Source organism: Metasolibacillus sp. FSL K6-0083, from assembly GCF_038630865.1.
GTDB classification, from domain to species: Bacteria; Bacillota; Bacilli; order Bacillales_A; family Planococcaceae; genus Metasolibacillus; species Metasolibacillus fluoroglycofenilyticus.
Genome location: NZ_CP152046.1, coordinates 2,345,935 through 2,360,000 on the forward strand (window position 1 = coordinate 2,345,935; position 14,066 = coordinate 2,360,000).

Annotated in this window: 10 protein-coding genes, 2 rRNA genes and 1 riboswitch (1 of these 13 running past the window's edge); of the genes, 5 read left to right on the forward strand and 7 right to left on the reverse strand. The window is 41.5% G+C overall.

The window, feature by feature from the left end:
• Window positions 1–48 precede the first annotated feature (48 nt).
• On the forward strand, window positions 49–756 hold the full coding sequence (locus MHB51_RS10875) for a DUF421 domain-containing protein (protein ID WP_342471462.1): 708 nt from the start codon (window positions 49–51) through the stop codon (window positions 754–756).
• On the opposite strand, the gene MHB51_RS10880 is transcribed toward MHB51_RS10875, so the two are convergent.
• The 3 genes from MHB51_RS10880 to MHB51_RS10890 all read right to left on the reverse strand — a co-directional run bounded on the left by MHB51_RS10880 (window position 740) and on the right by MHB51_RS10890 (window position 3,438).
• Window positions 740–1,438 carry a CBS domain-containing protein gene (locus MHB51_RS10880; protein ID WP_342558145.1) on the reverse strand — a complete coding sequence of 233 codons (699 nt, stop codon included), beginning with the start codon at window positions 1,436–1,438 and terminating at the stop codon, window positions 740–742. The genes MHB51_RS10875 and MHB51_RS10880 overlap by 17 nt on opposite strands.
• Window positions 1,439–1,849: 411 nt before the next feature.
• The gene (locus MHB51_RS10885) at window positions 1,850–2,263 is read right to left on the reverse strand and encodes a dual specificity protein phosphatase family protein (RefSeq protein ID WP_342558146.1); all 414 of its coding nucleotides are present in this window, start codon (window positions 2,261–2,263) and stop codon (window positions 1,850–1,852) included.
• 230 nt (window positions 2,264–2,493) lie between these two features.
• On the reverse strand, window positions 2,494–3,438 hold the full coding sequence (locus MHB51_RS10890) for a carbohydrate kinase (RefSeq protein ID WP_066170730.1): 945 nt from the start codon (window positions 3,436–3,438) through the stop codon (window positions 2,494–2,496).
• Between the two features lie 378 nt (window positions 3,439–3,816).
• Between MHB51_RS10890 and MHB51_RS10895 the strand changes: the two genes are divergently transcribed.
• Both MHB51_RS10895 and MHB51_RS10900 read left to right on the forward strand, forming a co-directional pair.
• The gene (locus MHB51_RS10895) at window positions 3,817–4,383 is read left to right on the forward strand and encodes a GNAT family N-acetyltransferase (protein ID WP_342471465.1); all 567 of its coding nucleotides are present in this window, start codon (window positions 3,817–3,819) and stop codon (window positions 4,381–4,383) included.
• The gene (locus tag MHB51_RS10900) at window positions 4,377–5,291 is read left to right on the forward strand and encodes a DMT family transporter (protein ID WP_342559483.1); all 915 of its coding nucleotides are present in this window, start codon (window positions 4,377–4,379) and stop codon (window positions 5,289–5,291) included. The genes MHB51_RS10895 and MHB51_RS10900 overlap by 7 nt, the downstream gene beginning before the upstream one ends.
• A gap of 26 nt (window positions 5,292–5,317) precedes the next feature.
• Here the strand turns inward: MHB51_RS10900 and MHB51_RS10905 are convergent, their stop codons facing one another.
• Window positions 5,318–5,695, reverse strand: a complete 378-nt coding sequence (locus MHB51_RS10905; RefSeq protein WP_342558147.1) for a DUF1232 domain-containing protein — start codon at window positions 5,693–5,695, stop codon at window positions 5,318–5,320.
• A 158-nt stretch (window positions 5,696–5,853) separates the two neighbouring features.
• Between MHB51_RS10905 and MHB51_RS10910 the strand changes: the two genes are divergently transcribed.
• Window positions 5,854–7,728: a tetratricopeptide repeat protein gene (locus MHB51_RS10910; RefSeq protein ID WP_342558148.1), complete on the forward strand. Its 1,875-nt coding sequence runs from the start codon at window positions 5,854–5,856 to the stop codon at window positions 7,726–7,728.
• Between the two features lie 56 nt (window positions 7,729–7,784).
• Here MHB51_RS10910 and MHB51_RS10915 read toward each other — a convergent pair whose 3' ends face one another.
• Window positions 7,785–9,248, reverse strand: coding sequence for an amino acid permease (locus tag MHB51_RS10915; RefSeq protein WP_342558149.1), 1,464 nt, complete (start codon window positions 9,246–9,248; stop codon window positions 7,785–7,787).
• A gap of 79 nt (window positions 9,249–9,327) precedes the next feature.
• Window positions 9,328–9,509: riboswitch (Lysine riboswitch) on the reverse strand.
• Window positions 9,510–10,060: 551 nt separating this feature from the next.
• On the opposite strand from MHB51_RS10915, the gene MHB51_RS10920 reads away from it, so the two are divergent.
• Window positions 10,061–11,248 (forward strand): IS256 family transposase, encoded by a 1,188-nt coding sequence (locus MHB51_RS10920; protein ID WP_342472895.1) that lies wholly within the window; start codon window positions 10,061–10,063, stop codon window positions 11,246–11,248.
• Window positions 11,249–11,879: 631 nt separating this feature from the next.
• On the opposite strand, the gene rrf is transcribed toward MHB51_RS10920, so the two are convergent.
• Window positions 11,880–11,995 (reverse strand): 5S ribosomal RNA (gene rrf / locus MHB51_RS10925).
• Window positions 11,996–12,245: 250 nt separating this feature from the next.
• Window positions 12,246–14,066, reverse strand: a 23S ribosomal RNA gene (locus tag MHB51_RS10930); it runs 1,107 nt beyond the window's last position.

Here is a 14,066-nt window from a genome sequence, read left to right on the forward strand (position 1 = left end):
TAGCATATGTACTTTTCGCCCATGCTAATGTAGTAAGGAGTGATACACATGGACATCGGCGAGATTAATTTTTGGGAAATGCTATTTCGTACAACGGTTACTTTTATTGCCCTGCTTATTTTAGCTAGAATTATTGGTAAAAAACAATTAAGTCAATTAACATTTTTCCACTATACAACCGGCATCACCTTTGGCTCAATTGCTGGTGAATTATCCTCTCAAAAAGAGACACCTTTTTGGGATGGTATGATCTCCTTAATTTGGTGGTCTATTTTAACTATTTTACTAAGTGCCATCGCATTAAAATCGACAAAGATACGCGTGCTCGTTGATGATAAACCAACAATCGTTATTCACAACGGCGTTATTTTAGAGGAAAACTTAAAGAAAGCAAGACTCCATTTAGATGAGCTGACAATGCTATTGCGTGAGCAAAGTATTTTTTCAGTCAATGAGGTTGCCTACGCTGTTTTTGAAACAAACGGTGAGCTAAGCGTTATGAAAAAGCCATCCTTTGCTGGGGCGACAAAAAAGGATACACAGGCAAATTTAACACCACCTCTGTGCATGCCAACAGAAGTAATTTCCAATGGACATATCATCTATGAAAACTTGCAACAGCTCAATTTGACAGAAGAATGGCTATTGAAAAAATTGCGCAATAAAAAAGTAGAAGCTGTTGAGCATGTTCTTTTTGCACAAGTGTTAGAAGACCACTCGCTCTTTGTCAGCACAAGAGCTAATCAACCTTCATAATATCAATTGGCGTCACCATCCCAATCAATTTTTGCTGCGGGCGACCGTGCTCTGTAATTAACAATGCCTCATAGCGTTGCCCGCGCTCTACTCCTTCCTTAAAAATTTCCTCTGCCTCGTAAATTGTCATCGTTTTACTAATAAATTTATAATTTTTAAGTTTTTTTTCATGTAACAAAATATCTTGTAATGTAACGCGATTCGACCAATTTCTTTGCCCCATTGAAATGGCAAGCCAGTTTGTTATCCCGACCGTCGTAATTAATCCTTGAAACTTTTGCCCTGAATATACGGGAAATTGTGTATATTTATGCTTGCGAATAATTTTTAACATATATGTAAGTGAATCTGTTGTTTGAAATACCGTTACGCGCTTTCGAAATAGCTGCCCAACAAGCTTTGGCTTCGCTAGTGCCGAATCAATTGCCTCAATAGCTTCAACAATTTGGATGTGCGGCTCTGCGATAATAAATTCAATCGCTGTCCGATGATGCACAATAGCATTACGTAAATCAGCATAGGCCCGTAAATCATCCTCATATTTTTGCACAAGCGGGTTTTTCCTACGCGCACGGTCAAGCAGTCGATAAAACGGCATAAACTCTTTTACATCCACTATTTCACGCAATGTATGGTCAATTCTATTAAAAGCTGTTATAAAGCGATCAGAGTTTGTAGACATTTAGTCCCTCCTTCCTAGACACTATTAAGTTATATTATAGTCTTAATTTTCGGATTTTGAAATATTGTGCCTAAGATGAAAAGAAACGTCCGAAAAGTGTGCTTGGGCACTGCTTTTCGGACGTTTTAATGAAGTTTTAATTAATTACGCCTCGACGTAATTGCGTTCAGATTTCTCAAGCTGTTTGGTGGAAGTTTATCTAAAGCTGTGACATTCGCCGGAGATTTAACTTCTTTCAGTGCAACTATCGCTAGTGGGAAACTTCTGTACCTGTCACTACGGTTTTGTATAAAAAGTTAAACGGTTGTAAACAGTGAGTCTAACGATTCCCCCTAAAATAAGTAAAAACCAAATTTTTGTTTTATCGAAGATGAATTAGGCTTTTTGGGTAGTCCCACTCTAGCTTTTTTATCATTTATACAGTTTTTCCAATGCTTCATGCATATTTGGGCGAATATTCGCCGATTGCCGCACTTCTTTTACCATTTGCTCAGCACTTTCCAAATCATTGGCTAGTCCTAGCTCTAACAGGACTGCTGTTGCCATCACGCTCGCCCTGCCATTGCCGCTACCACAATGGATAAAAATGTTTCTCCCTGACTCATACGCTTCCTTAATACTTGTTGCTCCAGCTTCAATACTATCAGCTAAATGCCGCTCTACTATTGCTGCATGGACAATTGGGCATGCAGGTACTTCTGCATCTTGCACCGAATTCACACGGACATCATAGACTATATCAATATTTTCATTGTCAACTACCTCTTGTGCATCCGCCGCGCCTCCTAAATAAATTCTTCCTTTTACTAATTCATCGTAGCCCATCTTTTCCCCTCCTATTAATTGCGTCCCACCAACTCTAGTCCAAATTTTTTCGAGCTAGCAAATGAATCTCTTCAAAACCTGTGACATTCGCCGAAGGCTTTAATTTCTTTCAGCAGCTCTAGCTTCTGTATAAACATTCGCTAAAAGCTATGTGTGCCTGTCGCCTTGCTTTCGGTACAAAATAATTTGCTTCTGCGGTTACTTGTCGCAGTAAACATTACTGAAAGACGTTACAGTAAATCTTTAATCTCCTCATATTGTGGCAATGCTGTTAAAGCACCTGGCTTTGTTGCCGCTAATGCACCTAATTTATTGCCAAAAGCAACACATGCTGTGATTTCCTCTACTGTTGTAGGTAAACCATTATAATGCACATAGCGCAATACACCTGCCATAAACGCATCACCAGCACCTGTTGTGTCAACGGCTATAATTTTTTCAGCAGGCACATGAATCGTCTCGCCATTTAATATTGCATAAGAACCTTCTGCTCCAACGGTAATCAAAATAATTGGTACAAGCAATGCATCAAGTGCTGCAATTCCTTCCTCAATCGTATCCGTTTGCGTTAAGAAAAATAGCTCCTCATCTGTTAGCTTTAAAATATCTGCGTCCTCAAAAAAATTGGTAACTGTTTCGCGACAAATCGCCTCGCTTTGCCAACGTAGTGGTCTAATATTAGCATCAATTGCAATAATTGCCCCGTGCTCCTTCGCCAGCTCAACCGCCGCTATCGTCGTTGCCAATGCTGTTGGATGAAACATCGTACCCGAGCATACATTAAAAATCGATGCGCGCTTAAATGCCTCTAGCTGAAGCTGCTCCTCCATCACCTGTAAATCTGGCGTCTCATCAATATACTCTTTAAAAATTCGCTCGCCGCCCTCTGTTAAATGTACATAGACACCACTTACACGCTTCTCTGGTGCATAAACAGCGTAATCAAGATTAACCCCCTCATTGGTAATTTCATTACGAACAAATACAGATGTTTCATCATCACCTGTAATCGTAATTAAAGCTGATGGTGCACCAATACGGCTTATACCCGCTGCGACATTAATCGTTGCACCACCTAAATATTTTGTAAATGTTGTATTTGTTATATCGTCTGCAATATAATCCACAAACGCATCTCCATAAATAAGAATAACATCTTTATTTGACTGGCTCATTTTGACCTTCTAACCTCCGAAATTATGCTTTCTTTAGATTACCACGAAATTAAGGCTTCAATCAATTACACCTCAGCGTAATTGCATCCAGATTTTTTCGAGTTCAGAGAAAATCTTTTTTATAAAGTAAAACTTATCTCCGCAGAGACTTTGACAGGCTGTTAGTACGAAATCAATCGAAATTACAGCCTTTCCTTAATAATTTTGCTATACTACTATAAGACGTCCTGTCAACTTGAGCTATCAAAAGGCTAGGGTACGTTAACAACAAAGAAATTTTTATAAAAGGTTATTACTTTAACAGAACACAACTGAATCGTCTAAAAATCGTGTCTCCTACGATTTTCAGACGCATTTCAAAGAAAGAAGCGATAGATAATGGACATTTATATTCAACAAGCGCAACCTACAGATGCGGAACAAATCGCACCACTTATTTACGATGCAATTGGTGATATCGCACATCGCTTAACAGGAGAAGCAGAGGAGCAGGCTGTATTAGCAGCATTAGCAGCACTAATTAAACGATCAGACAATCGCCATAGCTATTTATACACATATATCGCCAAACAAGCTGACTCACTTCTTGGCATTGCGGTACTCTATGATGGTCTCACTGCACAAACACTTGATGCGAACCTATCCGCCTGGCTGAAAACGAAAAATGCCCCTGCAATCATTGATGCTGAAGCACATGATGATGAGTTCTATATTGATACAGTATGCGTAACACCAAATTCACGCGGCTTAGGAATTGGCACAAAGCTCCTGCATTTCGCGGAAGAGCAGGCGCTCGAAAAAGGCTATAAAAAGCTTTCTTTAAATGTAGAGCTAGAAAAAGAGCAAGCACGTGCTTTATATGAGCGACTTGGCTTCGTAATTACAGAACGCTGGACAATTATCGATGAGCCATTTCACCATATGGTAAAATCACTTTCATCATGAAAAAACTCATTTTCCCTTTATTGGTTGTTATCGCATCAAGTAGCTATGGTATTTTATCGACAATTGTAAAGGTTGCAATGCAGTATGGCTTTACAACAGCGGAGGCTATCACGAGCCAATATGTCGTTGGTTTTTTCCTTGCCCTTCTACTGTTTGTCGTGACCCAGCGCACTTTGCCAAGAGTTAATAAATCAGGTGCAATGATTTTATTACTTGCTGGCTCATTAACAGCTACTACGGGTATTGTATATGGACATTCCTTAAATTATTTACCAGCTTCGCTAGCTGTCGTGCTGCTATTCCAATTTACATGGATTGGTCTCTTTATTGATTGCGCCTTGCATAAGCGTTTCCCAAGCCGAGCAGAAGGAATTTCGCTTATTTTTCTAATCGGTGGAACCATTTTTGCGGCAGGTATTGTCGATGTAGACTTATCCGCTATCGCTTGGCAAGGATGGGCACTAGGCTTATTAGCTGCATTAAGCTTCGCTTTATTTATTCAGGTAAACTCTAGACAGGTTGAAGGTGTTACAATGATTTCTCGTACCTTCCTCGTATCGCTCGTAGCACTAATTGTTATTAGCGTTGCACTAACACCTGAAATTGTATGGAATGGTCAATTATTCGGTGCAGGTCTTTGGAAATTTGGTTTGGCTCTTGGATTATTCGGCATCATCCTACCAATTTTATTATTCTCCATTGCTGTGCCAAAAGTAGGTGGTAGCCTTGCCTCTATTTTAAGCGCGATGGAGCTACCTGTAGCCATTTTGGCATCTATGATTGTGCTTAAAGAAGCACTATCCATACTCCAATTTGTCGGCATCGCTCTCGTGTTAATCGGAATGATTTTACCTTCATATTTATCGATGAAAAAAGATGAAAAAAAAGCTGCCGAGAGGGTCGGATGAAACACTGACCCTTCTAGCAGCTTTTTTTATTCTTCGCTTGGTAACTCATAATCATAGCGTTCGCCAAATGTCTTTTTCAAAAACTGGTGTGCCTCCAACTTCGTCTCAACTGTAATTGCTGAATAAACCTTCGCTAACGCAGCCGTAATTATTAAAACATCATCCGTTAAACCTACGAGTGGCAAAATATCTGCAATGATATCAAAAGGTAAAATAAAATAACCCAATGCACCTAAAATAATTAATTTATTAGCCTTTGACATATCGGGGCTTTTAACGGCAAAAAACAATGTACTTGCTGCATGCAATGTTGACATTCCTAATTTTAACCCTGATGCCTTTACCTTCGTTAAAAACTTATCATTAGAGAAATGCTTGTCCTTATTTGCAACCACTTTTTCCATATCCATTCCTCCTTACATAATAAAGAAAAGTACTACAAAGCCCCTGCAAGATTGTAGCCCAAATGTAGTACTTGCCTATATGTACGGATATTCTTAAAAAAAGTTTCAACACTATTGTCTTTTTCACCCGATAAAAAATATAGGAAGGGGTGATCAGCGTGTACAAATTTGAAGAGCTTTCATCTATTTTTAGTGCGATTCCAAGCACTCATCAGCCTCTCATATTAGCATTGCAACAAGCTGCCGCACACATTAATGATTATCCAGCACGCTCTTTACAGCATTCTCGTGAAGCGTTAGGTATTATTATAAAAGACATGTATGAGAAAAAAATGCTGCAATCAGTTGCACATGTTGCGCTACGCACTTTATTAAAAAATAAAACATTCATAGCAAAAGTTCAGCCAAGTCGCATTTATTTATTAATGAATCTTGTCCAGCAAATGACGACCACACAGATAAATTCGCAGAACGATACAAAAGCAGCACAAATTGTCCTCGACTATCTAATGGATATATGTGAATGGTATTTAAGCGAACTTCAGGAAGGTGAGGAATTATCCTCTTCAGCTCTCATTCTTAAGCAAGTTAATGAGCTAGATACTGAAAGCTTTGAAGCAATGACTCAATGGTTTTTAGTAGCGGCTACTGCGGGAGATGCTAGTGCTCAATATAATTTAGGCGTTCTTTATAATCATGGAAAAGGCGTAGCTCAAAATTACGAGGAGGCTGTAAAGTGGTACTCCCTAGCTGCTACGCAAAATAATACGGATGCGCAATACGCATTGGGCGTACTATATGAATTGGGTCTTGGTGCTCCACAAAACTACCAACGCGCTGCCGAGCTTTACAAACTTGCCGCTCAAGATGGCAATGCAGACGCTCAATACAATTTAGGCTCACTTTACAATCATGGAAAGGGCGTGGCACAAAACTTCACAGAGGCTGCCAAATGGTATCAGCTTGCAGCAGATCAAGGCAACACGAGTGCACTCAATAACTTGGGCTTCTTGTACCACAACGGAACAGGTGTAGAGCAAAATTTTAAGCAAGCAATTAAGCTCTTTTCCAAAGCTGCTCAAGCAGGTGACGCTAGTGCCCAATACAATTTAGGCTATATGTACAGCAAAGGGCGTGGTATTGCTACTAACTTTAAAGAAGCTGCGAAATGGTTTTTAAATGCTGCTCTGCAAAACCACACGAACGCACAGTTTCAACTTGCATTGCTATACCGTGCAGGAGATGGAGTCGAAAAAAATATTGATGAGGCTCTCAAATGGCTCTTACTCGCTGCCAACGCTAATCATACAAATGCGCAATACACGCTCGGTCTTATGTATAAGCTCCAAAACACCAAGACATCGACAAAGAAAGCCATTGATTGGCTCTCGAAAGCTGCTGCGAATGAGCATATTAGCGCTTGCTATGATTTAGCAATGCTTTATAAAAAAATGGATAATGACAACCCGCTTTTTATGAAATGGTTAAAGCGCGCAGCAGTTCATGGCAATGCAGATGCCCAATTTGAAGTAGCAATTTACTATATGCAGAATCAAAATTACCAGGAGGCTATTAAATGGCTTCAATCCGCTGCCGAACAACATCATCTACAAGCTGAATACGAGCTAGGCTTACTGTATGAGCAAGGTCTTGGTGTCGAGAAAAATTATGATGAAGCCCGCCACTGCTATCGTCTCGCTGCTGAACGTGGGCATATGCTAGCACAGTATAAGCTTGGCAATATTTTCGATAAAGGGCTAGGTGTCGACATCGATTACACTGAAGCTGCGAAATGGATTTTACTTTCAGCTTCTAAAGGTTATTCAAAAGCACAATTTCAGCTTGCACAAATGTATGCAAACGGCGAGGGAGTATCACATGATTATGCAGAGGCAGCGAAATGGTACAGACGAGCTGCCACTAACGGGCATGTAAAGGCACAATTTCAACTAGGCATGCTTTATAAAAAAGGACTTGGCGTCGCACAGAATTATACTGAAGCCACCTACTGGCTTAAAAAATCAATCCAATAACTATTTCAATAAGGCTATCGGGAATACAGAATTTCCGATAGCCTTATTATATTGACTTACTTCGCGACTTTCAAATCACATTCTTCTAACGGAAGAAGTCTCGTTTTATATTTGATTTTATAACCAATCCATAGCAGTAAGAATAGCGGAATACCTATATATGAAACAAGTACCCCATACCAATCAATTGCCCCACCGGTAAATGCTGTATAATTTTGACCAAGCACAACGATTAAACAAATCGTTAATGCAAATAGCGGACCGAATGGATACCATCTCGCTTTATAGGGCAATAAGGATAAATCCTTGCCCTGCACAACAAATGCACGACGGAATCGATAATGGCTATAAGCAATCCCAAGCCATGCGATAAAGCCCGACATTCCTGAAGCATTCAGTAACCATATATATACAACCCCATCGCCAAAGAAAGATGCTAAAAAGGCTAAACTTCCCACTGCTAATGTCGCCATTAACGCATACACAGGAATACCTCGACGACTTAATTTCGTGAAAAATTTCGGTGCCTTTCCTTCTACCGCTAGCTGCCAAAGCATACGAGAAGCTGCATACAACCCTGAATTTCCTGCTGACAACATCGCAGTTAAGATGATGGCATTCATAAAAGAAGCTGCTACAGCAATCCCTAAGCGGTCAAACACTAAAGTAAATGGCGACACCGCAATATCCTCAGATAACAAGCGCTCATCTGTAAAAGGGATGAGCAGCCCAATAGCTGCTATAGCTAAAATATAAAACAATAAAATACGCCAAAACACTGATTTTACAGCCTTCGGAATATTTTTCCCAGGATTATCTGTCTCACCAGCTGTAACACCTAATAGCTCTGTTCCTTGAAAAGAGAATCCTGCCGCAAGGAAAATACCAAACATCGCTAAAAACCCACCATGGAATGGCCCATCACTAATAAAGAAATTCGTAAAGCCTACTGGCGCCTCCCCACCTAAAATACCAAAAATCATTAAAAAGCTAACAATAATAAAAACAATTACAGTTGCTACTTTAATCATCGCAAACCAATATTCACTTTCCCCATAGCTTTTCACAGATAAAAGATTAAATGCTAGTACGATAACAATAAACAGCACCGTCCAAAGCCCTGACGAACTATTTGGAAACCAATACTTCATAATCAAAGATACTGCTGCAATTTCTGCCGCAATCGTAATCGCCCAGTTATACCAGTAGTTCCACCCTAATGCAAAGCCCAACGCTGGATCGACAAATTTGCTAGCATATGTACTAAATGACCCTGATGACGGCATATAGGCAGCCATTTCTCCTAAACTTGTCATTAAAAAAAATACCATCACACCAATCAAAGCATAGGCTAATAATGCACCTCCAGGGCCCGCCTGCGCAATTGCACCCCCACTCGCTAAAAACAGCCCTGTGCCAATAGTTCCTCCTAAAGAAATCATTGTAATATGACGACTTTTTAGTGCTTTTTGCAGCTTTGGCGCTTTATTACCAAGCTGATTAATTTTAATATCACTCACTTTATAGCTTCCTTCCTAATTTTAAGACAAAAAAATACCATCACAAGATTTTGTGATGGCTATATTCGTTCTTAGTTTTTTCTTTGATAGCTCAACACGTCATCTAAAACAAACGTGACAGTTCTGCTCCTTTCGAACGCAGCCCCAGCATGAAGGTTACAAGTACCTTCAAACTTCGGCAATATTTCCTTTCCACTAACTTCATCAATGCTTGCCATTTCCATTAGTGTACTCTTAAATATCGCGACCTCTACCTCAATCAACTTTGAGGTTCATTATTAAATTTACAACGCATATTATTTTAACATAATAATTATTCAATTGCAACCATTGTCCAAAAGCTTCCAAAAGAGAAGCATTCACCCCCGCAAAATAGAGCCAACCAATGTGTATCTATTAAAAAATGTTTACTCCTATAAAACACGCCGATTATTATCCAATATTTACATAATCAACGCAACTGATATTTTAACGTTCTATCAGTAGATTTTGCTTTTCTATGGGTGTACTTTTATATTCTATCAGTACGTTTTTGAATTCTATCAGCTACTTTGGCAGTTCTATCAATAGATTATTAAAAAACAGGCGACTATTTAGCAATTGTTTGATAATTAGCTACGGAATCAGTATCGCATTTTCATAGAGTTTGCTCGCAAAATAAGAAAAACACCGAATTTAGAAGTGATTTCTTTAATAGAAAATGAAGGCAGATATTTTAAGATGAATATGTATATATAATTGTGTAAAAGTGAAAAGTCATATCAATTCCTGGGTAAATGTATTGTGCAACCAAAACATTAGGAGGAATTAATATGACTCAACTTAATCTTACACTAGACTTAGGGGAAATTGAAGCGGCGATACTTGATTCAGATATGAGCAGTACGATTAAATCGCTTGTGATTTTAACGTTGAATGAGTATATGGAAAAAGAACGTGATGAGTATCTAAAGGCTGATGCGTACGAGCGCAATGAAACGCGAACAGGGCAACGCAATGGCTATTACGAACGTGATTATACATTGGCGATTGGCAAGATTCAGTTGAAAGTGCCTCGTACGCGTGACGGAAAGTTTTCCACGACATTATTTGAACGCTACCAACGAACAGATAAAGCGTTTATTTTATCAATGATTGAAATGGTCGTACAGGGTGTTTCAACACGCAGGGTGACAAAGGTGATAGAAGAGCTGATTGGGGAATCAGTATCGCCCTCTTTCATTTCGAGCCTGACAAAGAAGCTAGACCCTATTGTGAAGACTTGGGCAAACCGTCCTATTCACTACCAGACGTATCCAATTTTATATGTAGATGCGATGTATATTAAGGTACGAGAAGCTCGTAGAGTGATAGCTAAAGCTGTGTATATTGCGATTGGGCTGACGAATGATGGAAAAACAGAAATTTTAGGATTTAAAATTAGTGAAACAGAATCTGCTACTGCGTGGAAAACGTTCTTTCAAGAGCTCAAGGCACGAGGATTGTCAAAGCCTGAATTGGTCGTATCAGATGCTCATGAAGGATTAAAAAAGGCAATTTCAGAATGTTTTCTAGGAACGGCATGGCAGCGTTGTTTATTCCATTTCATGCGAAATATTTTTTCCAAAGTGCCAAAGAAGGGATCCGAAGCATTCCGCCGCAAAGTATCAGCTATTTTTAAGGAGCTCACGCTAAAAGATGCCAAGGCAAAATATGAAGCTCTTCAAGATGAGTATGAAGATGTAGAAAAATATGAAAAGGCCATGCTTACTTTGGAAGAAGGCTTTCAAGAGGTAACACAGTTTTATCAATTTAAAGTCGTATTGCATCAGCACATTCGAACGACAAACCGTGTAGAAAATACGAACCTTCAAATTCGCCGACGTGAAAAAGTGATACGCATTTTTCCAAATCATGATTCGGCTTTCCGTTTGATTGGTGCTACTTTAATGGATATAGAAGATGGACTTCGAGGGAAAAAAAGCTGCTTTAATGTAAGAAATGTTTACTTGGAAGAATAACAGGAGGACGGTCCCGCGCGAAATGTGTGGTGTATGGGAAAGGGCATGCCCTTTCCCATACACCACACATATAAAAACAGTACAAATACAAAAGGTACCCAGGGAATTTTACACAAGATTCTGTACTTGACTTTTTAAGATTATTTATAAACCCCGATAGTTAGTTATTCCATGCTTTTCGAAGTTTATTCCATGTTTTTATGAGTTTATTCCACGTTTTTCAACTTTTATTCCATGTTTTCTGAGATTTATTCCATGTTCGCTCTTTTTCTTCTTGGTAACTTCTGCACTTGACTACTGATATTCTTCAGTGGTTTTTGGTTGCGAAGCAATGTCCTACTCTCACAGGGGCGCCCCCAACTACCGTCGACGCTTCAACGCAACACAGCTGAGCTAGCCGATTCCTTCGTTGTCCGCGTCGCTTGCGGTGCTCATGTGCCATGCACATTCCGCCCCGCGCTCCTTGGCGCCTCGGACTCCTTGCTCTTCTGCACTGCTTCAGCTTGTATTCGATTAAAAGTGTTTGCAATTGTTTGCTTGCGATTACGCGCCGAGCCGACCTTCGGTCTTTGGTAGTTGGCGGCCTCTTTTTCCATACAAAAAAACCACTGATTCCTCAGTGGTTTTGATTGCGAAGCAATGTCCTACTCTCACAGGGGGAAGCCCCCAACTACCATCGGCGCTAAAGAGCTTAACTTCCGTGTTCGGTATGGGAACGGGTGTGACCTCTTTGCCATCATTACTTCACTTGCACATGGGTGTGCTGGCGTCTACGTTACCACAGGATGTGGTGCTTTTAGTAGACGTTCCTTACTCGGCTGCCAATTTACTGCGCTACTCTTCGTCAACTGCACTCGCTCATTCAGTCATGTACTTTAGTACACTCCTTCAATCGCTCCTTTGTTTCCTCGATTAGCTTGTATCTTGAAATCCTTATTTTTAGAAAGAGTTTGTTCTTTCAAAACTGGATAAACGAACATTGAAACAAGTTTTAATTGTGGTTAAGTCCTCGATCGATTAGTATTCGTCAGCTCCATGTGTCGCCACACTTCCACCTCGAACCTATCTACCTCATCGTCTTTGAGGGATCTTACTTACTTGCGTAATGGGAAATCTCATCTTGAGGGGGGCTTCATGCTTAGATGCTTTCAGCACTTATCCCGTCCATACATAGCTACCCAGCGATGCCGTTGGCACGACAACTGGTACACCAGCGGTATGTCCATCCCGGTCCTCTCGTACTAAGGACAGCTCCTCTCAAATTTCCTACGCCCACGACGGATAGGGACCGAACTGTCTCACGACGTTCTGAACCCAGCTCGCGTACCGCTTTAATGGGCGAACAGCCCAACCCTTGGGACCGACTACAGCCCCAGGATGCGATGAGCCGACATCGAGGTGCCAAACCTCCCCGTCGATGTGGACTCTTGGGGGAGATAAGCCTGTTATCCCCGGGGTAGCTTTTATCCGTTGAGCGATGGCCCTTCCATGCGGAACCACCGGATCACTAAGCCCGTCTTTCGACCCTGCTCGACTTGTAGGTCTCGCAGTCAAGCTCCCTTGTGCCTTTACACTCTACGAATGATTTCCAACCATTCTGAGGGAACCTTTGGGCGCCTCCGTTACCTTTTAGGAGGCGACCGCCCCAGTCAAACTGTCCGCCTGACACTGTCTCCTACCCCGCTAAGGGGCACGGGTTAGAATTTCAATACAACCAGGGTAGTATCCCACCGACGCCTCCTTCGAAGCTGGCGCTCCGAGATCTCTGGCTCCTACCTATCCTGTACAAGTTGTACCAAAATTCAATATCAAGCTACAGTAAAGCTCCACGGGGTCTTTCCGTCCTGTCGCGGGTAACCTGCATCTTCACAGGTACTATAATTTCACCGAGTCTCTCGTTGAGACAGTGCCCAGATCGTTACGCCTTTCGTGCGGGTCGGAACTTACCCGACAAGGAATTTCGCTACCTTAGGACCGTTATAGTTACGGCCGCCGTTTACTGGGGCTTCAATTCATAGCTTCGCTTGCGCTAACCACTCCTCTTAACCTTCCAGCACCGGGCAGGCGTCAGCCCCTATACGTCACCTTACGGTTTTGCAGAGACCTGTGTTTTTGCTAAACAGTCGCCTGGGCCTATTCACTGCGGCTCTCATGCGCTTGCACGCTCAAGAGCACCCCTTCTCCCGAAGTTACGGGGTCATTTTGCCGAGTTCCTTAACGAGAGTTCTCTCGCACACCTTAGGATTCTCTCCTCGACTACCTGTGTCGGTTTGCGGTACGGGTACCTCCCACCTCGCTAGAGGCTTTTCTTGGCAGTGTGAGATCAGGAACTTCGTCCATACGGACTCGTCATCACAGCTTGGCGTTAGAGTGTGCGGATTTGCCTACACACACGCCTTACTGCTTGAACAGAGACAACCAACGCTCTGCTTACCCTACCCTCCTGCGTCCCCCCATTGCTCAAACGGTGGGGAGGTAGTACAGGAATATCAACCTGTTATCCATCGCCTACGCCTATCGGCCTCGGCTTAGGTCCCGACTAACCCTGAGCGGACGAGCCTTCCTCAGGAAACCTTAGTCATACGGTGGACAGGATTCTCACCTGTCTTTCGCTACTCATACCGGCATTCTCACTTCTAAGCGCTCCACCAGTCCTTCCGGTCTGACTTCAACGCACTTAGAACGCTCTCCTACCACTGACATCGTAGATGTCAATCCACAGCTTCGGTGAATCGTTTAGCCCCGATACATTTTCGGCGCAGTGTCACTCGACCAGTGAGCTATTACGCACTCTTTAAATGATGGCTGCTTCTAAGCC

Excerpts from the sequence above, each read along its gene's own strand:
- MHB51_RS10895 (WP_342471465.1), top strand. The coding sequence starts at position 3,817 with ATGGACATTTATATTCAACAAGCGCAACCTACAGATGCGGAACAAATC.
- MHB51_RS10880 (WP_342558145.1), bottom strand. The coding sequence starts at position 1,438 with ATGTCTACAAACTCTGATCGCTTTATAACAGCTTTTAATAGAATTGAC.
- MHB51_RS10890 (WP_066170730.1), bottom strand. The coding sequence starts at position 3,438 with ATGAGCCAGTCAAATAAAGATGTTATTCTTATTTATGGAGATGCGTTT.
- MHB51_RS10875 (WP_342471462.1), top strand. The coding sequence starts at position 49 with ATGGACATCGGCGAGATTAATTTTTGGGAAATGCTATTTCGTACAACG.
- MHB51_RS10905 (WP_342558147.1), bottom strand. The coding sequence starts at position 5,695 with ATGGAAAAAGTGGTTGCAAATAAGGACAAGCATTTCTCTAATGATAAG.
- MHB51_RS10885 (WP_342558146.1), bottom strand. The coding sequence starts at position 2,263 with ATGGGCTACGATGAATTAGTAAAAGGAAGAATTTATTTAGGAGGCGCG.
- MHB51_RS10920 (WP_342472895.1), top strand. The coding sequence starts at position 10,061 with ATGACTCAACTTAATCTTACACTAGACTTAGGGGAAATTGAAGCGGCG.